This window comes from Cryobacterium glucosi, from assembly GCF_004402235.1.
GTDB lineage: Bacteria > Actinomycetota > Actinomycetes > Actinomycetales > Microbacteriaceae > Cryobacterium > Cryobacterium glucosi.
The window spans coordinates 258,120-284,929 of the sequence record NZ_SOFS01000019.1; the positions used below are offsets into that span (position 1 = coordinate 258,120).

The window sequence follows — 26,810 nt, forward strand, 5'->3', positions numbered from 1 at the left end:
TGGCAGACTCGAAGCCATGACACTCTGGAGGGAACCCGACACCCGGCGCCACTCGCCGGCGGTGTATCGCGCCCGCCTCACGCTCGGAGTCTCTGCCATCGCCCTCGGCGTTGCCGCGACGAACCTCACGAGCACCTACAGTCTCTTCTTCCTCGCCATCGGGCCCGCCGTGCAGCTGCTCGGCTGGCTCGCGCTGCCCGGGGCCCTCTGGCGGCGACTGCTGGTGATCCTCCCCGCGGAAATCGCCGCGCTCACGCTCCTGGCCGGCCCCGATTTCACCGGCGCGTTCGCCGTACTCCTCGCGTGCTGGCTGTTCGTGCGGCACCGGCCGGGGATCAGCTACCTCGTGCTGCTCGCCCCCGTCGTCGTGAGCTTCGCCCTCAAGCTGTCGCTGCACAACTCGTCGCAGAACTGGGTCGGAGACGTGGCCGGTTCGGTGACCGTGATCGCCGCGGCGTGGGTCGCCCGCGCTCTCGCACGGCGACGCTGGGCGCGGCTCAATCCGCCGCCGGCCGGCGAAACGGCCGGAACAGGCGACACCGGGGACGACCCCTCAGGATCTACAAGGCAGACGCCCAGCAGGGCTGAATAGACTCTCAGAAACGCCCACCGGCGTAGTGCCGGATCCCCGGCGTTGACAATACCCGAGCTGATTGAGATCTTAGGAACATGGCATCCTCAAACCCCGCATTCTCGCGCAATCCCGCCTTTGCCGCACAAGGATCCGCGGCAGCGAACGGCCTGACCGAAGCTGACCTGCAGCGCATCTACGAAGCGCCGTCCGCAGGCTCGCAGGACACCGGCCGGATGACCTACGAAGACACCATCGTGAAGACCACGCTGAGCTTCGCCCTTCTGCTCGTCGCAGCAGCGGCCAGCTGGCTGCTCACTCCCACGATGCCGTTCCTGCCGTTCCTCGGCATGATCGCCGGCCTCGTGCTCGGCCTGGTCAACGCCTTCAAGAAGGAGCCGTCACCGGGCCTGATCCTCGCGTACGCCGCAGCGGAAGGCCTCTTCGTCGGCGGTATCTCGTACATCTTCGAGGCCATCTACCCTGGCGTCGTCGTCCAGGCCGTGCTCGCGACCCTCGTGGTCGTCGGTGTGACCCTCGCCTTGTTCGCAAGCGGCAAGATCCGCGCCTCGAAGCGCGCGACCAAGGTCTTCCTGATCGCGATGGTCGGCTACTTCGTGTTCTCGATGCTCAACTTCGGCCTCGTCGCCTTCGGCGCCGTCGACAGCCCGTTCGGCCTCAGCAGCAACGTGAAGATCTTCGGCATCCCGCTCGGCGTCGCGATCGGAATCCTCGCGGTGCTCATGGCCGCGTACTCCCTCGTGCTCGACTTCGACTTCATCCAGCGTGGCGTCAACAACCGGGTCGCCCGCAAGTACGGCTGGTCCGGCGCGTTCGGCATCATGGTGACTGTCGTCTGGCTCTACGTCGAGCTGCTCCGCCTCTTCGCGATCTCGCGAAACTAGCTCGCTCGCACCCTGGCGAGAGCAGGACATCGCCGCACACACTGTGAAGTCGGAGATTTTCGTCAGGAAGATCTCCGACTTCACGTCGTTAAGGCAGGGGTCGCAGAGCCGGAGGCCGGCTCAGATCCAGCCCTTGTCTGTCGCAATGCGGATCGCCTCTGACCGGTTGCTCGCCCCGAGCTTGGCGGATGCCGCCGAGAGGTAGTTCCGGACGGCCCCAGGGCTCAGGTGCAGGGCGCGTGCGACCTCTGGGGCACTCCGTCCCCCCGCCGCGAGGAAAAGGACCTCGGTCTCCCGCGCGGTGAGCGGTGATTCTCCGTGCATCATCGCGTTGATCGCGAGCTGCGGGTCGACCACGCGTTCGCCGGCCCGGATCTTCCGGATGACCGCGATCAGGCGCTCTGAGGCGAGGTCCGTGTGCTGGAAGCCGTCCACGCCGCCCTGGATGGCGCGGCGGACGTCACCGGGGCGCGGATGGCTCGCGAGCAGCAGCACCTTCACCCGCGGGTCGGCGGCCTGGATCAGCGGCAACAGCCCCAGGCCGTCGATCGTCGGCAGGTGGATGTCGAGGACGACGACATCGGGAGCGGTCCGGCGCACCGTCGAGAGGACCTCGGCGCCGTCGCCGATCGCGGCAACGACCTCGATGTCGGCTTCGAGCGAGAAGACGGCCTGGAGCGCCGTGCGCAGGAGGACGTGATCCTCGACGAGCAACACCCGGATCTGCGAGCCCTGCCCCTTCACCGGTGCGGGAAGTGCGGGCTGGGTGGTGTCGAAGCTCATCCCTGCCCCCTCCCGACGTCGGACGACTGCCCGCGATCACGGCAGTTGTGAAGTGGAAGGTCGCGTATGGACTCTAGCAAACACCGACAGCGAAAAACCCCCCGAACGGGGTGTGGATCTGCCCAGAAGTCCCGACCAACGCCCGGGCGGTCAGTGCCGGGAGGACGAAGCCTCGACGCGCCACTGCCCGTCCGGCCCGCCGGGCCGCGCGGTCGCCCGGCTCATCGAGAAGGTGCGGGTGCGGAACCGCCAGGCCAACCGGACCATCGCGACGCCCGCCTGCCGGTAGTGATCCGCGAGCGCACGGGTGAACACGGCGCGTCCCGGCACGTCGACCCAGCCGTCCGCGCCGGTGTACACGGCTTCGACGCGCGGCCGGGCCGCGGCGTTCCGGAACAGGACGATGGCCTCCGCGGCGATCTCATCGCCGTCGGAGTGGATGCGGTGCCGCGGTGCGGATTCCTCGGCAGGGACGCTCCGGGGCACAGCGCCCGGCGAGCGCGGCTCATCATCGAACCCGCGTGTTTCCGGAACCGTGGAATCCATGGGCGTCACCTTCGTCCGGGGACGACGCCCCGACCGGAATGCCCGGCCGGCTGCCGCCGCGAGGAGGCCTCCGCGGGAGACGACGGAGAGCCGAAGCGGCTCCCGTCGACGCTTCCCACTCATCCTCACGCGGATGCCACGACGCCGGAAGTCCCTCCTGTCACCGCTGCCCCATGACAGCTGTCACGTTCCGGTGTTCGCCACCCGGAGCGCACCGGAAACGCACCGCCTTCGCCCGGTTACGAAAGAAGCACCCTAGTCTCGACGACGAGGGTGCTTCTTTCGTGCTGCAGCGGGAGTCGCTCAGCGGGGAGCGCTCACTCCCACTCGATGGTTCCCGGCGGCTTCGACGTGACGTCGAGAACGACGCGGTTGACGCCATCCACTTCGTTCGTGATGCGGTTGGAGATGCGGGCGAGCAGGTCGTACGGCAGGCGGGTCCAGTCGGCCGTCATCGCGTCCTCAGAGGAGACCGGGCGCAGCACGATCGGGTGACCGTACGTGCGGCCGTCGCCCTGGACGCCGACGGAACGGACATCCGCGAGCAGCACGACCGGGCACTGCCAGATGACCCCGTCGAGGCCGGCGGCGGTCAGCTCGGCGCGCACGATCGCATCCGCGTGCCGCAGCAGTTCGAGCCGTTCGAAAGTGATCGAACCGACGATGCGGATGCCCAGGCCTGGACCGGGGAACGGCTGGCGCTGCACGATCTCGGGCGGCAGACCCAGTTCGGCGCCGATCGCACGCACCTCGTCCTTGAACAGGGTGCGGAGCGGTTCGACGAGCTCGAACTTCAGGTCTTCCGGCAGGCCGCCGACGTTGTGGTGGCTCTTGATGTTCGCGGTGCCGCTGCCGCCGCCGGACTCGACGACGTCTGGGTACAGGGTGCCCTGGACGAGGAAGCGGATCGGGTCGCCGTCCTTCTCCGCGGCCTCCCTGATGAGTTCGGCCTGGGCCTGCTCGAAGGTGCGGATGAATTCGCGGCCGATGATCTTGCGCTTGGTCTCCGGGTCGCTGACACCCTCGAGCGCGGCGAGGAACTGCTCGCGTACGTCCACGGTGACGAGGCGCACGCCGGTGGCCTTGACGTAGTCTTCCTCGACCTGGCGGCGTTCGTCCTGGCGGAGCAGGCCGTGGTCGACGAAGACGCAGACGAGCTGGTCGCCGATGGCCTTGTGCACGAGCGCCGCGGCCACGGCGGAGTCGACGCCGCCGGAGAGCCCGCAGATGACCTTGCCGGTGCCGACCTGGGCGCGGATCTTCGCGACCTGTTCGGCGATGACGTTGCCGCTGTTCCAGTCGGCGGGAATCCCGGCGGCGCGGTGCAGGAAGTTCTCGAGCACGTCCTGGCCGAATTCGGTGTGCTTGACCTCGGGGTGCCACTGCACGCCGTAGAGGCGGCGCTCGTCGTTCGCGAACGCGGCGACCGGGGTCGAGCCGGTCGAGGCGAGCACCGCGAAGCCGGCAGGGGCGCGGGAGACGGAGTCACCGTGGCTCATCCACACGGTCTGCTCGTTCGGCTGCCCGGCGAGGAGGACGTTGTCGCCGCTCGCGACCGTCACGGGGGTCGACCCGTATTCGCTGAGCCCGGTGTGGGCGACCTCGCCGCCGAGGGCGGTCGCCATCACCTGGAAGCCGTAGCAGATGCCGAGCACGGGAATACCGAGGTCGAAGATCGCGGGGTCGAAGGTCGGGGCGCCCTCGGCGTAGACACTCGAGGGTCCTCCGCTCAGCACGATCCCGACCGGGTTCTTCGCGGCGACCTCCGCAGCGGTGATCGAGTGTGCGACGATCTCCGAGTAGACGGATGCCTCGCGCACGCGGCGCGCGATCAGCTGGGCGTACTGGGCGCCGAAGTCCACCACGAGCACGGGTCGGTCGATGCCGGACGCCTCCGTCGGAGTCACGACCACGGTCGGGTCGGCAACTGAAGTCATGAACGGGCCTCCGCACCCTCGGCGTCGGAAAGTGCCCTGGCGGAAAGCCAGGCGCGGACCTCGCGGGCGACGCGGCCCTCGAGGAAGAAGGACAGGGTGGGGATCACGCCGCCGAGGGCGATCAGCAGGAACCGGCTGAACGGCCAGCGCATCAGGCTCCAGAGCCGGAAGTCCGCGAACAGGTACAACACGTAGAACCAGCCGTGCATGATCAGGATCGCGGTGCTCAGATTGAACGCGGTGACGGTGTCGCGCGGCACGAGCAGCCCGTACGGGCCGCCGAGCTCGAGCTCGTACTGGAAGCCGAACTTGAGGATGACCTCGGCGCAGAGCAGCAGCAGGAAGACGCCGGTGATGATCGAGGACGTCTGGTAGAGCTTCAACGCCCCCGGGATGCTGGGGATATCAGCGCGTTTGGGTTCGAGTGGCATGCGCCAATTCTAACCGGCGGATATCGCCGCTTCCTCGCGGAGCTCCTCCTCGCGCTCCCAGGCGTCCCGGACGAGGCGGTACCAGAGGAACACGGCGAAGCCGGCGAAGACGACCCACTCGATGGCGTAGAAGATGTTCAGCCAGTTGAGGGAGGCATCCGTGAGCGGTGCCGGCGAATCGATTCCCGTGAGACCGGATGCCGCGGTCCCGTCGACGATGTAGCCCGGGTAGACCGCTGTGCCGTCGAAGCCGGCCCAGAGGTTGATCAGGGCCGCGGTGGACACCGTCGTCATGCTGTGCGGGTCACGGCCGTCTGCGGGAACGACGGGGGCTTCGGTCGGGAGGAACCGGCCGGCCAGGGTGACGACCTGGTTGGCCGGGGCCGACGCGAGGCCTTCCATCGTCGACCGGGCTGTCGCCTCGTCCGGAGCCCAGCCGCGGGCGACCGCGATGCTCGCGCCCGCGCCGTTCCCCGTGCCTGCCGCACCGACGATGAAGTGGCTCACGACCCAGTAGCCGGAGGCGCCGTCGTTGGACCGGTCGCTGATCAGCTGCTCGTCGCCGGGTACGTAACTGCCGTCGACGGTGACGAGCTGGCCGGTCGCCGCGTCACGCGGGGCGCCTCCGGGAGTCACGACGTCGGCGAGGGGTTTCACGGTCTCGGTGGTCTTCTCGACGACCACACCGGATGCGACGGCGCGTTCGAGCTGCCAGCGCCCGAGCGCCGCGAAGCCGGCCGCGACGGCGAGGGCGAGCAGGAGCGCGAGAATCCAGCGGGGGCGGAGCATCATGCGGATCATTGGTAGTCACCTGTCCCGGCGTCGGGTGCCGGCTTGTCCCTCTGGGCGCGAGTGCGCGAAAGTCGTTTGGCGTAGTCGGCCATCGGGTCGGCGTCTGCGTCGGCCTCTGCGGCCTGGCCGGAATCGACGCCGGAATCCCGGTCCGATTCCGGGGCGGCGGCGGGGTGCGAGTCGGCAGGAACGTGCACGTCGGCAGGTGCGTGCGCCTGCGTCTCGTCATCGGCATCTGGGTCTGGGTCTGGGTTCACGCGTGCGCTCGGGCGCGGGGCCGTGTTCGGTCGGACTGAGGCAGGCAGCGGTGTCGGCCCGTCGAGTTCGTCGATGCCGTCATCCACCACGTGCTTGACGTATTCGCCGCGTTCGGCCTGTTCCGCCCGTTCGTCGTGGTCGGCGCGGCGGTCGTGGTCCGTGCGCTTCCGCGGCTCCGGCCGTGATGACGGCAGCGGCTGGTCGCCAAGGTGGGCGGCGGCGCGCTGCGCGTCCTGGTCGCTCAGCGCGCCCGCTGTCGCCGCGTCGACGAGCCGGAACTCCTCGGCGTGCATCGGGTCGCGGTCGGGCCGGACGCCCGCGCGCTTCCGGCGGCGTCCGGGCAGCAGGGCGCCGAGCCTCTCGGAATTGGCGGCGAAGAGCGGACCGAGGATGGCCATGGTGAGCACATAGAGGCCCGCGAACGGCTGGAGTAGCCCGTTCAGGCCCGCTCCGACAGAGAGGGTCGCGAGGATGAGCGTGAACTCTCCGCGGTTCACCAGGATCGCGGCGGCATTGAGCCCCTCGGAGATTCCCATCGAGTGCAACCGGGCCAACAGCATCCCCGAGATCAGGTTGAGCACGAAGGTCATCACGACCGCCGCGAGCACCACGAGGATGACGGAACCGAACTCATTGATGTGCAGCGCGAGGCCGAAGTTGAGGAAGAAGAAGGCGGCGAAGATGTCCCGCAACGGGACGGCGACACGTTCGAGCCGGGTGCGGTAGGTGCTCGCGCCGAGGACGACACCGATCAGGAACGCGCCGATCGCATCCGTCACCCCGATGATCTCGCCGATGCCGGCGAAGAGCACGGCAAGCCCGAAGAACAGGATCGTGAAGAGTTCGTCGTCCTTGGTGCGGACCAGCCGGGACACGACACGGCCGCCCCAGCGGGCGAGAGAGAACATCACGACGAGGAAGAGGAACGCGATGCTCAGCTGCAGCACGATCGGCCAGATCTCGGTCTTGCCGCTCAGCACGACCGAGACGATCGACAGGTACACCGCGATGAAGATGTCCCCGACCACGGTCACGCCGAGGATCATCGGTGTTTCCTTGTTCGCCAGGCGGCGCAGCTCGATCAGGAGTTTGGTGATGATCGCGCTCGAGGACGTGCCGGTCATGCCGGCGATGACGAGGGCCTCGCGGGTGCCCCAGCCGACCATCATGCCGAAGGCGAACCCGATGCCCATGTTGATCACGACGTAGGAGCCGCCGGAGAGCAGCAGCTTCCCGGCGTCGTTGAAGAACTCCTCCTGGTCGAACTCGAGGCCGAGGCTGAACAGGAGCAGGATGAGCCCGAAGACGGCGATGAGCTCGATGTCTGCGGAGTGGAAGTCGAGCGGGAACCAGTGGGTGTACGGGCTCGCGAGCAGGCCGACGATCATGTAGATCGGGATGGACGGCAGGCCGATCAGTTTTGCGGCGCGCCCGAGCACATAAGCCACGACCAGCAGGATGCCGAGTGTGATCAGGTCCGTGCCAAGGTTCATTGGTTAGCCCCCGGGGGGCGCGTCGACGGTCTTGGCCTTGAGTTCACCGGTGCGGAAGAACGTGAAGGCCTTGGCGACCTTCTCCGGGGATCCTGCGACGACGAGGGTGTCGCCGGGGAAGACCCGGAAGTCCTGGGCCGGTGCCGGGTTGGCGGACTCGCCGCGCACGACGGCGACGACCGTGAGGCCGGCGATGCCGCGGTCGGCGGGGTTGCCGAGGGTCTGGCCGGCGATGTGATCCTCGTAGTCGACCGTGAACCAGTCGATGCTGAGACCGGGGATCTGGTCGAGCGCGGTGAGCGACTCGGTGATCTGGGTGCCGCCGAGGAGTTCGGCGAGGGTGTGCGCCTCGTCTTCGTTGAGGCGGAGGGAGACCTTGCTCGCGTCTGGGCCGCCCTCGTCGTCCGCGAAGGTGATGAGGTCGCTGTGCCCGGAGCGGTGGGCGATGACGCCGACCTTGCCGCCGTCATCGGTGATGAAGGTGTGCAGCACACCCACTCCGGGAAGCTTGACCCGCCGAACGTCAACCATGGTTACGACTCCTGAAGATTATGGGCAAGTGGGCCCTAGTCTATCGAAGCCGCCCGTCACCCGGCCGGGCACAGTCGGATGCCGGGCGCACGACGTGCGCCCGGCATCCGCCCGGTGGTGGTGTCGCCTGTGTCAGTGCGTGACGGAGTCGCCCATCGCCGACCGCTCGGTCAGGACGATATCGGGAGCCTCGAGGCGCACCCGGTCGGCGGACTCGTCGTCGGGTTCGAGCTGGGAGGCGCGTTCCGCGGCGACGCGCTTGAGGTAGACCGCGACCTCGCGTTCCTCGCGTTCGGCGTCCCAGCCGAGCACGCCGGCCATCAGCCTGGCCGCGACCGGCGCCGCGGAGACCCCGCGATCCCAGGCCTCGATCGAGATGCGGGTGCGCCGGGCCAGGACGTCCTCGAGGTGGAGGGCGCCCAGGTGGCCGGCCGCGTACACGACCTCGGCCTGGATGTAGTCGTCGGCTCCCGGGAGCGGCTCGATCAGCTCAGGGCTCTCCCGGATGAGGTCGAGCAGCTCGTCGGTGAGGGTACCGTACCGGTTGAGCAGGTGCTCGACCCGCACGGTGTGCAGCCCGAATGCCGTCGCGATGCGGGTGCGCTTGTTCCACGCGGCCTTGTACCCCTCCGCACCGAGCAGCGGGATCTCGTGCGTCGTTGACGGGGCGATCTTCCCGTCGAGGGCGTCAACGGCCGCGTCGATGGCGTCCTTCGCCATGATCCGGTATGTGGTCCACTTGCCGCCGGCGATCACGACGAGACCGGGAACGGAGTGCCCGACCAGGTGTTCGCGGGACAGTTTCGAGGTCTGCTCCGACTCCCCGGCGAGCAGCGGCCGGAGACCTGCGTAGACGCCCTCGACGTCCTCGCGGGTCAGCGGCACCCGCAGCACCGAATTGACGTGCTCGAGCAGGTAGTCGATGTCGGCGGCCGTCGCCGCGGGGTGCGCCTTGTCGAGGTGCCAGTCGGTGTCGGTGGTGCCGATGAGCCAGTGCCTGCCCCACGGGATCACGAAGAGCACGCTCTTCTCCGTGCGCAGCAGCAGCCCCATCGCCGACTGGAACCGGTCACGCGGCACGACGAGGTGGATGCCCTTGCTCGCGCGCACCTTGAAGGTGCCGCGTTCGCCGACCATCCGCTGGGTGTCGTCGGTCCAGACGCCTGTCGCGTTGACGACCTGCTTCGCGCGCACCTCGAAGCGTTCGCCGGTCTCGAGGTCGTGCGCGCGCACGCCCACGACCCGCTCGCCGACCTTGATGAAGCCCTCGACCCGCACCCGGCTCGCCGCGTGGGCGCCGTAGAACGAGGCGGTGCGCACGAGCGACGCCGTGTACAGGGCGTCATCGACCTGCGCGTCGTAGTAGGTGATACCGCCGACCGTCGCGTCGGCGTCGAGGCTCGGGATCATGCCCATCACCTGGCGCTTGGACAGGTGCCGGTGGTGAGGGACGCCGGGCGGCCGGCCACCGGTGTACGAGAAGATGTCGTAGAGCAGCATGCCCGCACCCACATAGAAGCGCTCGGTGACCCGCTTCTTCAACGGGTACAGGAAGCGCACGGGCTTGACCAGGTGCGGGGCGATCCGCTGCAGGAGCAGTCCGCGCTCCGTGAGCGCTTCCCGAACGAGGCGGAAATCGAGCTGCTCGAGATAGCGGATGCCGCCGTGCACGAGCTTGGACGACCGGCTCGACGTTCCGCTGGCCCAGTCTCGCGCCTCGAGAATGCCGACGCTCAGTCCGCGGGTGACGGCGTCGAGGGCGCTGCCCGCGCCGACGATCCCGCCGCCGACGACGAGGATGTCGACCTCCTTGGATTTCAGCCTCTCAATGGCCGCGGCGCGTTCCGCCGGTCCCAGCTTGTTCGACCGCGTGACCGAATTCCCTGTTGCCATGTGCGTACTCCCATCGAGGTGGTGGTGCGTACCTCGACGCTAGTTCGTTCGGTACGGCGCGACAACCACCTCGACGCGCTGGAATTCCTTGAGGGTCGAATAACCGGTGGTCGCCATCGACCGGCGCAGGGCGCCGACGAGGTTGGCGGTGCCGTCGGCGATCGGCGTCGGGCCGTACAGGATGGTCTCGAGCGGGGCGACGGTGCCGACCTCGACCCGCTTGCCGCGGGGCAGCTGCGGGTGGTGCACCTCGGCGCCCCAGTGGAATCCGCCGCCGGGGGCATCCGTCGCCCTGGCCAGGGTGGTGCCGAGCATGACGGCGTCCGCGCCGCAGGCGAGCGCCTTGACGATGTCACCGGAGGTGCTCAGGCCGCCGTCGGCGATGACGTGCACGTAGCGTCCGCCGGATTCGTCGAGGTAGTCGCGGCGAGCGCCGGCGACGTCGGCGACGGCCGTGGCCATCGGGGCGTGGATGCCGAGCGAGGCCCGGGTGGTCGACGCCGCGCCGCCGCCGAAGCCGACGAGCACGCCGGCAGCGCCGGTGCGCATCAGGTGCAGGGCCGCCGTGTATGTGGCCGCACCGCCGACGATGACGGGTACGTCGAGCTCGTAGATGAACTTCTTGAGGTTGAGCGGCTCCTGGTTGAGCGAGACGTGCTCGGCGGACACCGTGGTGCCGCGGATGACGAAGAGGTCGACGCCTGCGGCGACGACGGTTTCGTAGAGTTCCTGGGTGCGCTGCGGGGAGAGCGCTCCGGCGACGGTGACCCCGGCGGCGCGGATCTGGGCGAGCCGCTCGGTGACGAGGGCCGGCTTGATCGGTTCGGAGTACATCTCCTGCATGCGTGCGGTCGCCCGGTCGGCCGGAAGTTCGCGGATCTCGGCGAGGAGCGGTTCCGGGTCGTCGTAGCGGGTCCAGAGGCCCTCGAGGTCGAGCACGCCGATGCCGCCGAGCTGGCCCATCATGATCGCCGTCGTCGGGGAGACTACGGAGTCCATCGGGGCTGCGAGGAACGGGATCGCGAATTCATACGCGTCGATCGTCCAGCTGACATTCACGTCTTCGGGATCGCGGGTGCGCCGACTGGGCACAACCGCGATGTCGTCAAAGGCGTACGCGCGGCGAGCGCGCTTGGAGCGGCCGATCTCGATTTCCATACCCCCAGCTTAGGCGCAGCCCGTAACCGGAGGGTATGAACCGCTAGGCTGGCGCAAATCCCGCAGGTGAGGCCCGCAAACCTGCCCGATGCACCAGGAGCACCCGATGTCGTCCGAAAAGCCCACCGAGTCCGCGAAGCCTCGCCTCAACCTGATGTTCAGCAACCTGGAGCTCGTGATCGCGGTCCTCCTCGGCCTCGTCTCCATCGCAACGGCCTATGCCTCCTTCCAGGCGGCGCTCTACGACAGCCAGATGGCCGGGGCGTACACCAAGGGTTCGACGCAGTCCACCGAGGCGGAGTCGCTCTATCTCGAGGCCAACCAGCAATTCCTCGAGGACACCCAGGTCTGGAACCGCCTCGCCGAGCTCGACATCGAGAAGGACAGCACGGATGCGGCGATCGCCGCCGACGCGACGGGCAAGTACGACACCCTGACCTTCCAGGCCGTCTCGACGGACTTCGCCGCGGCCATCGCCCGGGCCGACGCCGAGAACACCGCCGACGCCACGGTGTACCACAGCCCGCTCGACGACGAGGAATACCAGAGCACCCTCTTCGGCGGCTACTCCGAGACGCAGGCGAAGTCGGTCGCGACGATCAGCCAGGGCGACGAGTACAACAGCCTCAGTGACCGGCTCACCCTCAACACCGTGCTGATGTCCATCTCGCTGTTCCTGCTCGGCATCGCCGCCCTCGTGCGCCAGTTCAAGGTGCAGCTCGTGCTGATGTCGACCGGCGTGGTGATCTTCCTCGCCGCTGCCGCGCTGACCGCGATGATCCCCTACGTCGGCCTGTAGCGGGGCAAGCTGTGCGAACGGCACAATCTGCAGGAGTGACACGCAGGACCGTCGCGGCGCTGGCCGCACTGGCCCTGGTCGTCAGTCTCGCCGCGTGCACGACGGGCAGCCCGGTCGAGCCGGACAGCGGCGACGGCCCGGCCGCCGGCAGCTGGACCGTTCTCACCTACTCGATCGCCGACACCGACCTCGAGCCGTTCATGATGGCCGACCTCGGCGAGATGGGCGAGGTCGGCTCGCACGACGGCCTCAATCTCGTCGCCCTCGTCGACCGTTCGGCGGACTACAGTGCAGAACCCGTGCTCGGCCAGCCCGACTGGGCCGGCGGGAAGCTCCTGCACGTCCTGCCCGGCGGCGCAGAGGTGATGGACGACCTCGGCCCCGTGGACACCGGCGACCCCGCCGTGCTCTCCGACTTCATCACCCGCGGCATCAGCGCGTACCCCGCGGAGCACTACGCCGTGATCATCTCCGATCACGGCGCATCCTGGCCGGGCGTCGGCGGTGACGAGTCCGCCGACGGAGATTCGCTGAGCCTCGCCGAACTGAACGACGCCATCGGCAGCGGCCTGAGCGCGGCCGGTGTGGCGAAGCTCGACCTGCTCGGCTTCGACGCCTGCCTGATGGCGACCTACGAGGTCGCAAGCACCCTGGCCCCGCGCGCGGATCGCCTGCTCGCCTCCCAGGAGCTCGAGCCGGGTCACGGCTGGAACTACACGGCCCTCGAGACGGCCGCCGCGGGCGCCACCGTCGACGAGCTCGGCTCCGCGCTGATCCAGGGGTTCTCCTCCCAGGCCGAAACCGAGGGCGACGCGGCCGAGATCACCCTGTCCCTGATCGACCTCGGCAAGCTGCCGGCGGTGGATGCCGCCCTCGCCTCGTTCAGCAGCAGCCTGGTCGGGCGCGGGGCCGGTCTCGCTCCCGTCGTGGGCCGAACCCTCGCGAGCACCCTCGGCTTCGGGCGCAGCCCCGATCCGGCCGAGGACTCGTTCATGACCGACCTCGGCCTCCTCGCCGGCGAGATCGGGCAGGGCGACACCGCGGAAGCCGACGCTGCCGATGCGCTCGTACGGGCGATCAGTTCGGCGGTGGTCGACAAGGTCGACGGCCAGTCCACCGCGGGCGCCACCGGTCTGTCGATCTACTTCCCGCCCCAGAAGGCCTATTTCGCAGAGGACTACCGTGCACTCGGCACCGCAGGTGGCTGGCTCGACTTCCTGACCTCTTATTACGCCGCCGGCGGTGCGATCCCCGGCGACCAGAAGACCCGGTTCACCGGGGGTGACGCCGAGGTCTCCTTCGGCGCGGACGGACTGAGCATCAGCGCCGCGCTCGACCCGGCCGGGCTCGGGAACGCGGCGAGCGCATCCGTCCGGTACGGCCTCATCGAGGCAGACGGCTCGGTCACCTACCTCGGCGAGCGGCCGGCGACGGTGGACGCGGGCGGGTCTGGCCTGGTGCATGGCGGGTACGACCTCACCCAGCTCACCCTGGCCGACGGCACCGACACGACGCCCGCGTACGCGCAGCTCGGAGACGACACGGGCACTGCCACGTCGGGGTCCGGCTCCGTCACGATCGACGTGCCGATGGCGTACTACTCTCCCGGTGACGTCGCGGGAGAGACCTACCAGGACGTGCTCCTGAGCCTCACCCTCGACGGCACGAGCGGAGACATCCTCAACGAGACCTACTTCGCCTACGACGACAAGCTCGGCAGCTACGGCGAGCTCACCGCGGACCCGGACGGCATCATCGTGCCCGAGCGGCTCAACGTGCAGGGCGACGGCACCGAGAGCTGGGTCGGCACGAGCGACTACGGCCTCTACGCCGACCTCCCTGCCCTGCACTACGCCTTCGCCAGGCTCCCCTCGGGCAGCCGGTTGCGGGTCGACCTGACCGTGACCGACTTCGGCGGCAACAGCGCCACCGCGAGCGGCACCGCGACCGTCCCCTGACCCGCGCGCCCCCGCGCGCCCCCGCTTTCGTGAGGTGTCGCAGATCGACGTTCGTGGCGCCCGCGAACCTCGATATGCGACACCTCAGCGAGGCAATCAACGGGTGCGCCTACGGCACAGGAGGTGCAAGCTGCTGTCATGGACGTTGAAGCCGAACCGTTGTCCCTGCTGCGCGAACGCACGAGCCTCAAGTGGCGGGCTTTTCCCGACGACGTGCTGCCCCTTTTCGTCGCCGAACTCGATTACCCGCTCGCCGAGCCGATCAGGGACGCCCTGTTCGAGGCCGTGCGCCGGAGCGACACCGGCTACGCGGTATCCGCTGAGCCGCTCGCCCAGGCGTTCGCCGGCTTCGCCGCCCGCCGCTGGGGCTGGCCGGTCGACCCCGGGCAGGTGGTCGCGACCAACGAAGTGGGTTCGGCCGTCGTCGAGGTGCTGCGGATGATCCTCGAGCCGGGGGACGAGGTCGTGATCACTCCCCCGGTCTACCCGCCGTTCTTCGACCTCGTGCCCGAGGCGGGCGGCCGGGTCGTCGACGTGCCGCTCCTGCACGGCCAGACCGGCTGGACGCTCGACCTCGACGGCCTCGAAGCCGCGCTCCGCCGGGGCGCCCGCGCCGTACTGCTCTGCAATCCGCAGAACCCGCTCGGCCACCCGCACGGCATCGAGGACCTCACGGCCCTCGCCGAACTCGCCGACCGGTACGGGGCCTTCGTGGTCAGCGACGAGGTGAACGCACCGCTCGCCTACAGCGCCGAGAGTTTCACCCCGTACCTCACGGTATCCCCTGCCGCGGCCCAGCACGGCGTCTGCGTCACGAGCGCGAGCACGGCCTGGAACCTCGCCGGGCTCACCTGCGCTCTCATCGTCACCGCCTCCGAACGGATGCGCCTGCTCACCTCCGCCCTGCCGCCCGGCATCCGCGAGCGCACCGGCCACCTCGGGCTGCTCGCGAGCACCACGGCGTTCCGTGACGGCGGCCCGTGGCTCGACGGCGCGCTCGCCGCGCTCCAGGCGAACCGGGGACTGCTGGCCGGGCTCCTCGACGCGCATCTCGGCGGGGTCGGCTACGAGCAGCCGCGCGCGGGCTATCTGGCCTGGCTGGACCTGCGCTCGCTCGGCTGGGGCGATGATCCGGCAGCGGTCGCCCTCGAGCGGGCGAAGGTCGCGCTGCTCCCCGGGTTGCTCTTCGGCACTCCGGGCGCCGGTTTCGCCCGGCTCAACTTCGGCTGCTCACCCGAGGTGCTCAGCGAGGCCGTCTCGCGGATCGCCGCGGCGACCTGAGCCGCACCGGCACCCGGCTGGGTGTGCCGGCGCGACCCGGTCAGCGACGGTAGTTCGGGGCCTCGACCACGATCTGCACGTCGTGCGGGTGCGATTCCTTGAGCCCGGCGGAGGTGATCCGCACGAACTTGCCCTTCTGCTTGAGCTCGTCGATCGTGCGCGCGCCGACGTAGAACATCGACTGGCGGAGGCCGCCGATGAGCTGGTACGCGACGGCGGATACCGGACCGCGGTACGGAACCTGCCCCTCGATGCCCTCGGGGATGAGCTTGTCGTCGGAGGGGACGTCCGACTGGAAGTAGCGGTCCTTCGAATAGGAGGTCTTGTTACCGCGGGTCTGCAGCGCGCCGAGCGAGCCCATGCCGCGGTAGGTCTTGAACTGCTTGCCGTTGACGAAAACGAGCTCTCCCGGGCTCTCGTCGCAGCCGGCGAGGAGCGAGCCGAGCATGACGGTGTCCGCGCCGGCGACGAGCGCCTTGGCGATGTCACCGGAGTACTGCAGTCCGCCGTCGGCGATGACCGGGATCCCGGTCTCACGCGCGGCGAGGGAGGCCTGGTAGACCGCCGTGATCTGGGGGACGCCGACGCCTGCGACGATGCGGGTCGTGCAGATGGAGCCCGGGCCGACGCCGACCTTGATCGCGTCCGCGCCCGCGTCGATGAGCGCCTGGGCGCCGCTCCTGGTGGCGACGTTGCCGCCGATGACATCAACGGCCGCGAAGGCCGGGTCGGTCTTGAGCCGGCGGATGATCTCGAGCACGCCGGCGCTGTCGCCGTTGGCGGTGTCGACGACGAGCACGTCGACCCCCGCGTCGAGCAGCGCGGTCGCGCGCTGCCACGCGTCGCCGAAGAAGCCGATGGCCGCGCCGACGCGCAGCCGGCCGGCGTCGTCCTTCGTCGCGTGCGGGTATTCCTCGCTCTTGTCGAAGTCCTTGACGGTGATCAGGCCGGTGAGCCGGCCGGCGTCGTCGACGAGGGGAAGCTTCTCGATCTTGTGGGTGGCGAAGATGGCCACCGCGTCCATCGGCGCCATGCCGACCTTGCCGGTGATGAGCGGCATCCGCGTCATCACCTCGCGCACCCGCATCGTGTGCTTCTGGGTGGCCGTGACGAAGCGCATATCGCGGTTCGTGATGATGCCGACGAGCACGCCGTCTCCATCGACGACGGGGAGTCCGCTGATCCGGAACTGCCGGCAGAGGGCGTCGACGTCCGCGACGGTGGCCTCCGGCGAAGTTGTTACCGGATTGGTAATCATCCCGGATTCGCTGCGTTTGACGAGATCGACCTGTTCGGCCTGGTCCGCGATCGACAGGTTGCGGTGCAGGACACCGAGCCCCCCTTCGCGGGCCATGGCGATGGCCATCCTGGTCTCGGTGACCGTGTCCATGGCGCTCGAAAGCAGGGGCGTCGCGACGCTGATTCTCCGGGTCAACCGCGACATTGTCACTGCTTCACTGGGAATGACGTCGGTGTGTCCTGGCAGGAGCAGGACGTCGTCGTAGGTAAGCCCGGTGAAACCGAACGGATCTGGCTGATCCATGAAACCCCTTTTTGCTGGTGCAGAGAAATAACAGAAGAGTCCGGGAATTCGTGGAAACGACCGGTTCCCCAATGTTAAGCGACTTCTCCGCGTGCGCATTCCTTGAGGACGGAAACGATTCCGAGGACCACTCCGAAACATTTGCGACATAATCGGGACGTACTGTCGACGAAGAAGTTGGCAGGGGCCGGTTCACCCGAGTTTTTTCCCCTCGACCACCCCGAGGCCCCGCCCGTTCACGGAGGTTACGTTTTGACACCATTCATGCAGCGAACACGTACGGCAGGCCTCCTGTCGTCCCGGCGGATGCTCGCCGGTCTCCTGCTCATCGGAGTCGCCAGTCTGGGCCTGATGGGCCTCGGCGCGACGAGTGCTTCCGCGGCGACGGCCGTCCCGACTACGGCGTGTGTGGCCAATGCCACCACAGGCTGTATCCAGGGCACGATCAAACAGGGCAACGGCGACCCCGCCGTCGGCGTGAGGCTCACGGTCACGAACGGTGACACGACCGAGAACCTCGTGACGGATGCCGCGGGCAAGTGGGGCGTGGCCATCACGGTCGCAGGCCCCTCGACCGTCACCCTCGACACCACGAGCCTGCCGAGCGGGAACACCCTCGACCCGAGCATCGCCAACCCGGCAACCGTCAATGGCGGCCTGGGTCGCAACGCCGGCACCATCTTCAAGCTGGTCAGCGGGGAAAGCACCGGCCTCTCGACCTCTGCCCCGTCGACGGGTGACTCCGCGACGACCGGCTCCGTCACGTGGGAGCGCTTCCTCCAGCAGGCCGCGTCGGGCATCCGCCTCGGGTTGCTGCTCGCCCTCGCCTCCGTCGGCCTCTCGCTGATCTACGGGACGACCGGGCTGAGCAACTTCGCCCACGGCGAGCAGGTGACCCTCGGCGGCCTGCTGGCATTCGTGCTCGCCAACCAGCTCGGTCTCAACCTCTTCCTCGCCGCCTTCCTCACCGTCGCGGTCTGCGCGGCGACCGGGTACTTCCAGGACGCGCTGATCTGGAAGCCACTGCGCAAGCGCGGCCTGCCGAACACCCAGCTGATGATCGTGACCATCGGCCTCTCGATCGCGCTGCAGTACGCGTTCCAGTTCTTCATCGGGGCCAAGACCGTCCGGATCGACAAGGCCAACCCGGTCACCGTCGAAATCGGCCCGATCACCCTCTCGGTTCAGTCGCTCTGGGCGATGGGCATCGCCGTTGCGGTCATCATCCTCGTCGGGCTGTTCCTGCTCCGGTCCCGGATCGGCCGGGCCACCCGCGCTGTTTCGGACAACCCCTCGCTCGCCGCGGCCTCCGGGATCGACGTCGACGCCATCATCCGCCTGGTCTGGACGGCCTCCGCCGGACTCGCCGGTCTCGCCGGCGTCATGCTCGGCCTCGTGCTCAATGGCGTGAACTGGCAGACCGGCCTGCAGCTGCTGCTGCTGATGTTCGCCGCGGTCACCCTCGGCGGCCTCGGCACCGCGTTCGGCGCCCTCGCCGGCGCGATGATCATCGGCATGGTCGTCGAGCTCACGAACCTCGTGCTCCCCGGCGACTTCAAGTACGCCACGGCACTGCTCATTCTCATCCTCGTCCTGCTCGTCAGGCCACAAGGCATTTTCGGGCGCCGAGAGCGCATCGGTTAGGAAGGACAAGACCGTGAATGAATTTCTGACGACCCTGACGGCGATTGCCGCCTCCGCCTTCTCGCCATCGACGGCGGCACTCGCCATCGCAGCCATCGGACTCAACATCCACTTCGGCTACACCGGCCTGCTCAACATGGGCCAGGCCGGATTCATGCTCGTCGGCGCATACGCCTTCGCCATCTCCATCGTCGCCGGGATCCCGCTGTTCCCCGCCGTACTGATCGCACTCGTCGCCGCGGCGGTCTTCGCACTCATCCTCGGCGTTCCGACGCTGAAGCTGCGCGGTGACTACCTCGCGATCGTCACGATCTCGGCCGCAGAGATCGTGCGGATGATCGGGCGCTCGTCGCTCCTCACCGACATCACCGGCGGCTCGAACGGTCTCACCGGCCAGAGCTACCGAGGCCCGTTCACCGACCTCTCCTTCCTCGGCGACGGCCAGACCACCCTCGGCCCGTTCACCTACGACAACACCGGCTCCAACGGCTGGTGGATCCGCCTGGTCGCGTGGTCCATCGTCGGGATCCTCTGCCTCTTCGTGTTCCTGCTGATGCGCAGCCCGTGGGGTCGCGTACTCCGCGGCATCCGGGAAGACGAGGATGCGATCCGCAGCCTCGGCAAGAACGTCTACAGCTACAAGATGCAGGCGCTCATCCTCGGCGGCACCATCGGAGCGCTCGGCGGCATCATCTACGTGCTGCCGGCATCCGTTCAGGCGGACAGCATGGGACGATCGATGACGTTCTTCGTGTGGACAGCACTGTTGCTCGGCGGCGCCGCGACCGTGTTCGGGCCCGTGCTCGGCTCGATCATCTTCTTCGCCCTGCGCCTGTTCGTGCAGGGTGTCGCCGGCCAGTTCGTGCCGGACAGCATCATGAACGGCCAGCAGGCCGAACAGTTCTCCTGGATCCTGATCGGTGTGGTGCTCATGCTCGTGGTCATCTTCAGACCCCAGGGTGTACTCGGTAACAAGAAGGAGCTGAGCTTCAATGTCAACTGATCTCGGAGTCACCGTCGCCCCGACAGCCGCTGCGGCAGCCGCAACCGCGAGCGTCGCCGCCGTCTCCCCCCTTCCCGGCGTCCCCAAGCCAGACCCGATCCTGGTCGTCGACAACATCGTGCGGCAGTTCGGCGGCATGACCGCCGTCAACGTGCCGCACCTCGAGGTACAGCGCGGAATCATCACGGCCCTGATCGGCCCGAACGGCGCGGGCAAGACCACGTTCTTCAACCTGATCACGGGCTTCGACAAGCCGAGCTCCGCTCCGCGCCTCATCGGCGGCCCGAAGTCCGACCAGGCAGCCCGCTCGATGTTCAACGGGCGTTCGGTCAACAACATGGGTGCGGCGAAGGTCGCCCAGCGCGGCATGGTGCGCACCTTCCAGCTCACGAAGGCGCTCAGCAGGCTCACCGTGCTCGAGAACATGCTCCTCGGCGCGAAGGACCAGCCAGGCGAAAACCTCTTCGCCGCGGTGATCAAGCCGCTCTGGGCTGCGCGCGAACGGGAGATCACGGCGCAGGCCGAGGACCTCCTGCAGCGGTTCAAGCTGCTCGAGAAGAAGAACGACATGGCCGGCAGCCTCTCCGGCGGCCAGAAGAAGCTCCTGGAGATGGCGCGGGCGCTCATGAGCGAACCGACCATGATCATGCTCGACGAGCCGATGGCCGGGGTCAACCCCGCACTCACCCAGTCGCTGCTCGGGCACATCAAGTCTCTCCGCGACGAGGGCATGACCGTCCTGTTCGTCGAGCACGACATGCACATGGTGCGGCACATCTCCGACTGGGTCGTCGTGATGGCCGAGGGCAAGGTCGTTGCGGAGGGTCCGTCGGCCACCGTCATGGACGACCAGGCCGTGATCGACGCCTACCTCGGCGCGCACCACGACACCGACCTCGGCGACGACTCGCTCCTCACGGACGAAGTCGCGGAGGAACTGGCCAAAGAGGTCGAACTCGAAAACCGCACGGAAGGCGACGCGTAGTCATGGTTGTACCCACAGGCTCTCCCGCTCCGGTCCTGCAGGCGACGGATCTCGTCGCCGGCTATGTTCCCGGGGTCAATATCCTCAACGGCTGCAACCTGGATGTCTACCCCGGTGAGCTCATCGGAATCATCGGCCCGAACGGCGCGGGCAAGTCCACGCTGCTCAAGGCACTGTTCGGACTGGTGTCCGTCCGCAGCGGTAACGTCACGCTCAAGGGCGAAGACATCACCGGTTTCAAGGCGAACCGCCTCGTGCAGGCCGGCGTCGGCTTCGTCCCCCAGAACAACAACGTGTTCCCCTCCCTCACGATCGAGGAGAACCTGCAGATGGGCCTGTACCTGCGGCCCAAGCTGCTCGTCGAGCGTCTCGACGCGATCTTCGACCTGTTCCCCGCCCTCGCCGACCGCCGCAACCAGCGCGCCGGTTCGCTCTCCGGCGGCGAACGCCAGTCGGTCGCGATGGCGCGTGCGCTCATGATGGACCCGTCCGTACTGCTCCTCGACGAGCCGTCCGCCGGCCTCTCCCCGGTGCGTCAGGACGAGACCTTCATCCGCACCCGCCGCATCAACAAGACCGGCGTCACGATCGTGATGGTCGAGCAGAACGCGCGCCGCTGCCTGCAGATCTGCGACCGCGGGTACGTGCTCGATCAGGGCCGCAATGCCTACACAGGCACCGGCCGCGAGCTCGCCGACGACCCCAAGGTCATCGAGCTCTACCTCGGCACCCTCGCCAAGGACGTCGACGCTGAGAAGGACGAGAAGCCCGTCAGCATCGCCTGACCCGCCCGCACCGCCGAGAGGCCCGTGCCAGCCCCCTGGGGGCAGGCACGGGCCTTTTCGCGTCCCCGGCGACATCCGCCGCTGCGCCCGTCTGCTCAGGCGCTCCCGCAACGGCGGGCGCGGGCTGCCGAAACCGGCGCCGGTGCGGCTGGAAACCTCGCTGAGGGGTCGCACATCGAGGTTCACGGGGTCGGCGAACGTCGATCTGCGACACCTCAGCGAAAGATCGGATGCTGGCGAGCACGGCGAGGCGCGGGGGCGGGGAGGCGCGGGGCGGGGAGGCGCGGGGCGGGGAGGCGCGGGGGCGGGCGCACGAAAGAGCGGGGCCGGGCTTTCGCCCGACCCCGCTCCCTGTGTTCGTCCGGCCTCAGCCGACGATCAGCACTCTCCTGCTAGTAGGAGGTCTGTCCTTCGATGGCGGACTGCCAGACCGGCTTGTTGTCCTTGTCGAACTTGTAGATGCCGATGAAGGCGCTCGACGGCTCGTTGTGCGAGTTGAACGGGCCGACGCCGGACTGTCCGACGTACTGGATGTCCGTTCCGGCGGTGACGAGCGGTGCACACTCGGCGTAGCTCTTGCACTTGGTGCCCTTGCCACTCGCGCCGGAAACGGCCGCGAGCTGCGCCTGGATGTCGGCGGAGACGGTGGACTTGGCCTTCAGCGCCGCGAGGGCGGAGAGGGTGGTCGCGTCGTAGGCCTCAGGAGCGTAGGAGAAGTCTCCGAGAGCTGCGTTCTGGGTGTCCTTGTACCAGGAGACGAGCTTGGCCTTGAAGTCATCAGCCGGGTATGCGCCGGGGATCGTGCCCTGTGCGCTGGTCAGCGTGCCGGCTTCGAAGTCCTTGCTGTAGTCGGCGGTGTTGCCGTCGGACAGGTAGACCTTGGAGAGGTCGACGCCCTGGGCCTTGAGCTCGGGGATGATCGACTTGGTCTCGTCGAAGGCGAGGATGACGATCGCGTCAGGGTTGGTCGCCTTCGCAGCGGTCACCTCGGACGAGAACGTGGTCTGGCCGGGGGGGAATTCCTGGCCGTTGCCCTTGCCGCCATAGACGACGGTTCCGCCGGAGGCTTCGACGCTGGCCTGCGTGAAGTCGCGGAGGCCGGTGCCGTAGGAGTCGTTGAAGACGAGGAAGGCGACCTTGGCGTTGCCGTCACCCGTGATGAGCTGGCCGAGCGCGGAACCCTGGACCGAGTCCGGCGGTGCGGTACGGAAGTAGAACGGACCGTAGCCGCTGAGCTTGGCCGAGGTGTTGGCCGGGGAGATCTGGACGATCTTGGCGGAGGCGAAGGAGTCGACGACGTTGAGCGAAACGCTCGAGGACGCGGCGCCGATCGCGACGGAGACCTTAGCCGCGATGAGCTTCTGGGCGGACGCGGTCGAGATCGTCAGGTCCGTGCTGTCACCGGAGTCGGTGGCCAGGACGCAGGCGTCCTTGCCGTCGACGCCGCCGGCGGCGTTGATGTCGGAGACGGCGAGGCCGACGCCGGCGAGTTCCGGCGGGTTGAGATAGGCGAGGCTACCGGTGATCGGGAGGATCGAGCCGACGACCAGCGACTTGTCCGTGGACGCTCCGCTCGCACAAGCTGCGTCGGTGTACGAGGACGCGGCCGCAGCCGAGGTCGTGGTAGCGGTTGAACCGCCGCCGGATGCACAACCGGAGAGCATGACGGCGATGACGCCTGCTCCCGCCACGATGGCGGTCCGGAGGGCGTGCTTGGATTTAATCATCCTGGGTACCCTTTCATCTTGCACGCGTAAGTACGCCTCCGGGTGAGGCCCACTCGCGTTATTAGGCTCCAACCTAGGATCACTTTGTTTCGAGGATGTTTTCTTGCCGCGCAAAGAGAACATCGTTAGCGATTCGTGACACCACCGGCACCTGCTCTGGGGGACGCCGTCGGACGAGGTGCTGTACTAGGAGCGTCGCCCGGTCACGCCCTGGTATGCGATCTGCTTCTTCTCACCGAGGGCGGTGATGCAGGATGCCCAGGATGCGCACACCGCGTCGCCGTGGCTGACCCGGTCGAGCGCCGGGGCGATCGAGGGCCCGCCGTCGTCGCCTGCCTCCCTCGCGGCGAGGGCCGCGAGCACCACCCCGTCGAAGGCTTCCCCGCCTCCGGCGGTGTCGGCGAGCCCGGGGTCCGAGGTGCGCAGGCGCACTGCGAAGGCCTCGTCTGCTGCGAGCGGAGTGCCGCCGTTCGTGAAGTCGTTCAGAGGCAGCAGGGCGATGCCCGCTGCGGCGACGGATGCCGTGACATCAGCGGGCACCGCACTCGTCGCGTCCCAGAGAACGAGGTCAACGTGTCGCGCCACCAGGTCGGCAACCGCGGCCGCGACGTTCCCCGTCGAGTTCCGATGCACGAGCTGGATCGGCAGAGTGCCGGGCACGGCCTGCTCAAGGATCTCGCGGGCGGCCAGCTCGGTGCCGGCGACCTGAGCGGCGCCGGTCACTGCGGCTCCCGCTTCCCCGGTCATCGGGAACAGCGTGCCGATCAGGAGCGTGCCGTCGCCGGTCGGCGCGACCGTCGCGGCGACGGTCGGAGTGCTGGTCACGACGACGGGGGCGTCCCCTGCGGTGCACCCGGAAAGCAGCAGCGCGGCGGCGACGACGGTGAGCGCGAGACCGGCAGACGTGAGCCCCCGGGGTCGCGAGGTGACGTTCAGAGCTGGAAAGGGCATCCGTGGTCCTTTCACAGGTGGGATGCTTCGAGCGTATCGCCGGTCAGAGGGGTTCGGGGGATGCTCGCCGCGGGGCGCGTCCGGTGACGACCATGTCGGCCGTGAGGATCACGAGCGCGACCCAGACGAGCCCGAAGCCGACCCAGCGCTCCGGCGGCATCGGCTCGCCGAGGATGAAGACCCCGACGAGGAACTGCAGCACCGGTGCGACGAACTGCACGAGGCCGAGCAGGCTGAGCGGCAGGCGGCGGGCGGCGGCTGCGAAGAACAGCAGCGGGACGGCCGTCACGACGCCCGTTGAGACGAGGCCGACGGTGTGCCACGGCGACACGGTGCCGAAGGTGAGCCCGGTGACGGCGCCCACGATGAGGAGTTCCGCGACCGCGATCGGCATCAGCCAGGCGGTCTCGAGGGTGAGGCCGGTGAGCGCGCCGACGCCGGGTCCGACGTTCTTCTTGATCAGCCCGTAGAACCCGAAGGACAGGGCGAGGACGAGCGAGATCCACGGGAGTGCCCCGTAGCCGAGCGTCAGCACGAGCACAGCGGCCGCGCTGATCGCGACCGCGATCCACTGGATGCGCCGCAACCGCTCGTGCAGAACGAAGACGCCCAGCAGCACCGTGACGATCGGGTTCATGAAGTAGCCCAGGGCGGCCTCGACCACGTGCCCGGTCAGCGTCGCGAAGACGTAGGTCTGCCAGTTGACGAAGATCAGGAGGCCGGCCAGGCCCATCACCCAGACCGTCTTCGGGCGGCGGAGGACTATGAGCAGGGCGGGCCAGCCACGGGTGACGGTGATCAGGGCGAGGCAGAAGACCAGGGAGAAGAGCACGCGCCAGGCCACGACCTCGAAGGGTCCCGTCGGGTGCAGCAGCAGGAAGAAGAGCGGGAGCAGGCCCCAGAGGCCGTACGCGGAGATCGCGAAGGCGAGTCCGCTGGTCGGTTCGGCCGACTGGCTCCGTGTCCTGCTCACAACGATTCCCCTTCGCGGGCGTGCCCTGCCTGGACGTGTTGGGTGGTGCGGGCCGCGCTCGGGCGGACCTGGCAACACAAAATCCCGGATGATCAGGCCATCCGGGATTTTGTGTTGTTCGTACGTGTACTGCGGTCGTGCGTGGCGCCTGGAACGAATCCCTAGCGGACGACGACGGCGAGCACGTCGCGTGCGGAGAGGACGAGGAGGTCGTCGCCACCGAACTTGACCTCGGTTCCGCCGTACTTGGAGTAGATGACCTTGTCGCCCACGGCAATGTCGAGCGGGATGCGGTTGCCGTTGTCGTCGATGCGGCCGGGGCCGACGGCGACAACTTCGCCCTCCTGGGGCTTTTCCTTGGCAGTGTCAGGGATGACCAGACCTGATGCGGTGGTCTGCTCGGCGTCGACCTGCTTGATGACGATGCGATCCTCGAGCGGCTTGATGGAGACCGACACGGTTGACCTCTTTCTTAGCTAAGACTTGGTTGGCAGACTCACAGCGAGAGTGCTAACAGCGAGTTTAGGGCGCTTCTGGCACTCACGCAACGTGAGTGCCAGACTCGGGCGTTCCGGGCGCGGCGGCCATGGCTTGATATCGTTTGGACAATGGAACGCTCCGAGCTTGTTGACCTGTTGTCCCCCGAGGGGCTGCGCCTGCTGGACTCGCTTCCGCCCTGGGACAACGCCTCCGATGTGGTTCGGCTGGTGAGCGACCTGCGGAAGGCCGGCCATCCTCAGGGACTCGTGACCGCGGTGCTCGGCCAATCGCGGCTGCGGGCGAAGGCCGTGGCCAAGTTCGGCGACTTCGCCGGGCGGATGCTCTTCACTGAGGCCGGTCTCGAACAGGCCACCCGCCTGAACGTCGCCGCGCTGCACGCCGGCCGGTTCGCCGCTGCCGGACTGAACCGGGTCGCCGATCTCGGCAGCGGGATCGGCAGCGACTCGATGGCCCTCGCCGCGCTCGACATCCAGGTGACCGCCGTGGACACGGACGAGGTCACGGCCACGGTCGCGAGCTACAACCTCGCCCCCTTCGACAATGCCGCCGTCGTGCACGGCGACGCGGAGACCTTCGACCTCACCGGCTTCGACGCTGCCTGGCTCGACCCGGCCCGCCGTACGGCCGGTCACAGCAATACCTCCCGGCTGACCCGCCCGGAGGATTATTCGCCGAACCTCGACTTCGTCTTCGGACTGAGCGAGCGGATGCCGATCGGAGTGAAGCTCGGTCCGGGTCACGACCGTGACGCCATTCCCGCCGCCGCGGAAGCGCAGTGGGTGTCCGTGGACGGAAAGCTCGTGGAGATGGGACTCTGGTTCGGCGTTCTCGCTCGCGAGGGCATCCGCCGTTCGGCCCTGCTCCTGGGCAGGGACGGCCGGCACGAGCTGACCGCGGCCGCGGACAGTCCGGATGTCGAGACCGTGCCCGGAGAGGCGGGCGTGCCCGGGAGCTACCTGTATGAGCCGGATGGCGCCGTGATCCGGGCGCGGCTGATCGGCGACCTGGCCCGCAGCATGGACGCGCTGATGCTCGGGGAGGGCATCGCATACCTGAGCTCAGAGTCGCTGCACGAGACCCCGTTCGCGACGGCGTTCCGGGTGCTCGAGTCGCTGCCGGTGGACGAGAAGAAACTCCGGCTCGCGCTCAAGGAGCGTCGGATCGGGACTCTCGAGATCAAGAAGCGCGGCGTGGACGTTGACCCGGCCGTGCTGCGCACCCGGCTGAAGCTGCACGGGTCCGAGTCCGCCACTCTCGTGCTCACCCGGGCGGGCGGCCACAGGCTCGCTCTGCTCGTGGAGCGGGTGCAGCCGCCGCGCTGAGCACTCAGCGCCGGGCACCCAGCGCCGGGCACTCAACGCC

General features: G+C 68.4%; 24 protein-coding genes. 10 read left to right on the plus strand and 14 right to left on the minus strand.

What is annotated here, in order from left to right:
- Positions 1-16 precede the first annotated feature (16 nt).
- Positions 17-592, plus strand: a complete 576-nt coding sequence (locus E3O46_RS09780) for a hypothetical protein (protein ID WP_134561624.1) — start codon at positions 17-19, stop codon at positions 590-592.
- A gap of 77 nt (positions 593-669) precedes the next feature.
- Positions 670-1,476 (plus strand): Bax inhibitor-1/YccA family protein, encoded by an 807-nt coding sequence (locus E3O46_RS09785; protein WP_134449950.1) that lies wholly within the window; start codon positions 670-672, stop codon positions 1,474-1,476.
- Positions 1,477-1,596: 120 nt separating this feature from the next.
- Here the strand turns inward: E3O46_RS09785 and E3O46_RS09790 are convergent, their stop codons facing one another.
- The 9 genes from E3O46_RS09790 to E3O46_RS09830 form a co-directional block, all read right to left on the minus strand.
- Positions 1,597-2,259: a response regulator transcription factor gene (locus E3O46_RS09790; RefSeq protein WP_134559035.1), complete on the minus strand. Its 663-nt coding sequence runs from the start codon at positions 2,257-2,259 to the stop codon at positions 1,597-1,599.
- Between the two features lie 150 nt (positions 2,260-2,409).
- A complete protein-coding gene (locus E3O46_RS09795; protein ID WP_134449948.1) occupies positions 2,410-2,805 on the minus strand; it encodes a hypothetical protein in 396 nt (131 codons plus the stop codon).
- A gap of 317 nt (positions 2,806-3,122) precedes the next feature.
- Positions 3,123-4,742 (minus strand): glutamine-hydrolyzing GMP synthase, encoded by a 1,620-nt coding sequence (gene guaA / locus E3O46_RS09800; RefSeq protein ID WP_134561625.1) that lies wholly within the window; start codon positions 4,740-4,742, stop codon positions 3,123-3,125.
- Positions 4,739-5,173 carry a DUF3817 domain-containing protein gene (locus E3O46_RS09805; protein WP_134449946.1) on the minus strand — a complete coding sequence of 145 codons (435 nt, stop codon included), beginning with the start codon at positions 5,171-5,173 and terminating at the stop codon, positions 4,739-4,741. The genes guaA and E3O46_RS09805 overlap by 4 nt, the downstream gene beginning before the upstream one ends.
- A gap of 9 nt (positions 5,174-5,182) precedes the next feature.
- Positions 5,183-5,965 (minus strand): SURF1 family cytochrome oxidase biogenesis protein, encoded by a 783-nt coding sequence (locus E3O46_RS09810; RefSeq protein ID WP_166791054.1) that lies wholly within the window; start codon positions 5,963-5,965, stop codon positions 5,183-5,185.
- 5 nt (positions 5,966-5,970) lie between these two features.
- Positions 5,971-7,716, minus strand: coding sequence for a cation:proton antiporter (locus tag E3O46_RS09815; RefSeq protein WP_194087900.1), 1,746 nt, complete (start codon positions 7,714-7,716; stop codon positions 5,971-5,973).
- A 3-nt stretch (positions 7,717-7,719) separates the two neighbouring features.
- Positions 7,720-8,247, minus strand: a complete 528-nt coding sequence (locus tag E3O46_RS09820; RefSeq protein ID WP_134449944.1) for a cation:proton antiporter regulatory subunit — start codon at positions 8,245-8,247, stop codon at positions 7,720-7,722.
- 132 nt (positions 8,248-8,379) lie between these two features.
- Positions 8,380-10,140, minus strand: coding sequence for a glycerol-3-phosphate dehydrogenase/oxidase (locus E3O46_RS09825; protein ID WP_134449943.1), 1,761 nt, complete (start codon positions 10,138-10,140; stop codon positions 8,380-8,382).
- A 39-nt stretch (positions 10,141-10,179) separates the two neighbouring features.
- Complete coding sequence (locus tag E3O46_RS09830; RefSeq protein ID WP_134449942.1) at positions 10,180-11,298, minus strand: GuaB3 family IMP dehydrogenase-related protein; 1,119 nt, start codon at positions 11,296-11,298, stop codon at positions 10,180-10,182.
- Positions 11,299-11,404: 106 nt separating this feature from the next.
- Here E3O46_RS09830 and E3O46_RS09835 point away from each other — a divergent pair, with 106 nt between their 5' ends.
- From E3O46_RS09835 to E3O46_RS09845, 3 genes are all read left to right on the plus strand, one after another.
- Positions 11,405-12,097: a hypothetical protein gene (locus E3O46_RS09835; protein ID WP_134449941.1), complete on the plus strand. Its 693-nt coding sequence runs from the start codon at positions 11,405-11,407 to the stop codon at positions 12,095-12,097.
- Positions 12,098-12,132: 35 nt separating this feature from the next.
- A complete protein-coding gene (locus E3O46_RS09840; RefSeq protein ID WP_134561627.1) occupies positions 12,133-14,055 on the plus strand; it encodes a clostripain-related cysteine peptidase in 1,923 nt (640 codons plus the stop codon).
- A 138-nt stretch (positions 14,056-14,193) separates the two neighbouring features.
- Positions 14,194-15,336: a MalY/PatB family protein gene (locus E3O46_RS09845; protein WP_134561628.1), complete on the plus strand. Its 1,143-nt coding sequence runs from the start codon at positions 14,194-14,196 to the stop codon at positions 15,334-15,336.
- A gap of 40 nt (positions 15,337-15,376) precedes the next feature.
- Here the strand turns inward: E3O46_RS09845 and guaB are convergent, their stop codons facing one another.
- Positions 15,377-16,879 (minus strand): IMP dehydrogenase, encoded by a 1,503-nt coding sequence (gene guaB, locus E3O46_RS09850; RefSeq protein WP_134449938.1) that lies wholly within the window; start codon positions 16,877-16,879, stop codon positions 15,377-15,379.
- A 264-nt stretch (positions 16,880-17,143) separates the two neighbouring features.
- Here guaB and E3O46_RS09855 point away from each other — a divergent pair, with 264 nt between their 5' ends.
- Genes E3O46_RS09855 through E3O46_RS09870 form a run of 4 tightly spaced genes read left to right on the plus strand, consistent with a single transcriptional unit; the run spans position 17,144 to position 21,296 of the window.
- Entirely contained in the window at positions 17,144-18,523 is a 1,380-nt protein-coding gene (locus E3O46_RS09855; protein ID WP_134449937.1) for a branched-chain amino acid ABC transporter permease, read from the plus strand.
- Between the two features lie 13 nt (positions 18,524-18,536).
- Complete coding sequence (locus tag E3O46_RS09860) at positions 18,537-19,526, plus strand: branched-chain amino acid ABC transporter permease (RefSeq protein ID WP_134449936.1); 990 nt, start codon at positions 18,537-18,539, stop codon at positions 19,524-19,526.
- Positions 19,516-20,511 carry an ABC transporter ATP-binding protein gene (locus E3O46_RS09865; protein ID WP_134449935.1) on the plus strand — a complete coding sequence of 332 codons (996 nt, stop codon included), beginning with the start codon at positions 19,516-19,518 and terminating at the stop codon, positions 20,509-20,511. Before E3O46_RS09860 ends, E3O46_RS09865 begins: the two co-directional genes overlap by 11 nt.
- Positions 20,512-20,513: 2 nt before the next feature.
- A complete protein-coding gene (locus E3O46_RS09870; protein WP_134449934.1) occupies positions 20,514-21,296 on the plus strand; it encodes an ABC transporter ATP-binding protein in 783 nt (260 codons plus the stop codon).
- 392 nt (positions 21,297-21,688) lie between these two features.
- Here the strand turns inward: E3O46_RS09870 and E3O46_RS09875 are convergent, their stop codons facing one another.
- From E3O46_RS09875 to groES, 4 genes are all read right to left on the minus strand, one after another.
- Positions 21,689-23,023, minus strand: a complete 1,335-nt coding sequence (locus E3O46_RS09875; protein ID WP_134449933.1) for an ABC transporter substrate-binding protein — start codon at positions 23,021-23,023, stop codon at positions 21,689-21,691.
- A 186-nt stretch (positions 23,024-23,209) separates the two neighbouring features.
- A complete protein-coding gene (locus E3O46_RS09880) occupies positions 23,210-23,974 on the minus strand; it encodes a hypothetical protein (RefSeq protein ID WP_134449932.1) in 765 nt (254 codons plus the stop codon).
- 43 nt (positions 23,975-24,017) lie between these two features.
- A complete protein-coding gene (rarD, locus tag E3O46_RS09885; RefSeq protein ID WP_134557992.1) occupies positions 24,018-24,947 on the minus strand; it encodes an EamA family transporter RarD in 930 nt (309 codons plus the stop codon).
- A gap of 161 nt (positions 24,948-25,108) precedes the next feature.
- Positions 25,109-25,405, minus strand: a complete 297-nt coding sequence (groES, locus tag E3O46_RS09890; protein WP_092339382.1) for a co-chaperone GroES — start codon at positions 25,403-25,405, stop codon at positions 25,109-25,111.
- Positions 25,406-25,555: 150 nt separating this feature from the next.
- On the opposite strand from groES, the gene E3O46_RS09895 reads away from it, so the two are divergent.
- Positions 25,556-26,770, plus strand: a complete 1,215-nt coding sequence (locus tag E3O46_RS09895; RefSeq protein ID WP_134561629.1) for a class I SAM-dependent methyltransferase — start codon at positions 25,556-25,558, stop codon at positions 26,768-26,770.
- Positions 26,771-26,810 lie beyond the last annotated feature (40 nt).

Coding starts and splice junctions, on each gene's coding strand:
- E3O46_RS09865 (WP_134449935.1), top strand. CDS start 19,516: ATGTCAACTGATCTCGGAGTCACCGTCGCCCCGACAGCCGCTGCGGCA.
- E3O46_RS09825 (WP_134449943.1), bottom strand. CDS start 10,140: ATGGCAACAGGGAATTCGGTCACGCGGTCGAACAAGCTGGGACCGGCG.
- E3O46_RS09870 (WP_134449934.1), top strand. CDS start 20,514: ATGGTTGTACCCACAGGCTCTCCCGCTCCGGTCCTGCAGGCGACGGAT.
- E3O46_RS09810 (WP_166791054.1), bottom strand. CDS start 5,965: ATGATGCTCCGCCCCCGCTGGATTCTCGCGCTCCTGCTCGCCCTCGCC.
- E3O46_RS09830 (WP_134449942.1), bottom strand. CDS start 11,298: ATGGAAATCGAGATCGGCCGCTCCAAGCGCGCTCGCCGCGCGTACGCC.
- E3O46_RS09790 (WP_134559035.1), bottom strand. CDS start 2,259: ATGAGCTTCGACACCACCCAGCCCGCACTTCCCGCACCGGTGAAGGGG.
- E3O46_RS09780 (WP_134561624.1), top strand. CDS start 17: ATGACACTCTGGAGGGAACCCGACACCCGGCGCCACTCGCCGGCGGTG.
- E3O46_RS09815 (WP_194087900.1), bottom strand. CDS start 7,716: ATGAACCTTGGCACGGACCTGATCACACTCGGCATCCTGCTGGTCGTG.
- E3O46_RS09855 (WP_134449937.1), top strand. CDS start 17,144: ATGCAGCGAACACGTACGGCAGGCCTCCTGTCGTCCCGGCGGATGCTC.
- E3O46_RS09805 (WP_134449946.1), bottom strand. CDS start 5,173: ATGCCACTCGAACCCAAACGCGCTGATATCCCCAGCATCCCGGGGGCG.
- E3O46_RS09875 (WP_134449933.1), bottom strand. CDS start 23,023: ATGATTAAATCCAAGCACGCCCTCCGGACCGCCATCGTGGCGGGAGCA.
- E3O46_RS09785 (WP_134449950.1), top strand. CDS start 670: ATGGCATCCTCAAACCCCGCATTCTCGCGCAATCCCGCCTTTGCCGCA.
- E3O46_RS09835 (WP_134449941.1), top strand. CDS start 11,405: ATGTCGTCCGAAAAGCCCACCGAGTCCGCGAAGCCTCGCCTCAACCTG.
- E3O46_RS09820 (WP_134449944.1), bottom strand. CDS start 8,247: ATGGTTGACGTTCGGCGGGTCAAGCTTCCCGGAGTGGGTGTGCTGCAC.
- E3O46_RS09880 (WP_134449932.1), bottom strand. CDS start 23,974: ATGCCCTTTCCAGCTCTGAACGTCACCTCGCGACCCCGGGGGCTCACG.
- guaA (WP_134561625.1), bottom strand. CDS start 4,742: ATGACTTCAGTTGCCGACCCGACCGTGGTCGTGACTCCGACGGAGGCG.
- guaB (WP_134449938.1), bottom strand. CDS start 16,879: ATGGATCAGCCAGATCCGTTCGGTTTCACCGGGCTTACCTACGACGAC.
- E3O46_RS09795 (WP_134449948.1), bottom strand. CDS start 2,805: ATGGATTCCACGGTTCCGGAAACACGCGGGTTCGATGATGAGCCGCGC.
- E3O46_RS09845 (WP_134561628.1), top strand. CDS start 14,194: ATGGACGTTGAAGCCGAACCGTTGTCCCTGCTGCGCGAACGCACGAGC.
- E3O46_RS09895 (WP_134561629.1), top strand. CDS start 25,556: ATGGAACGCTCCGAGCTTGTTGACCTGTTGTCCCCCGAGGGGCTGCGC.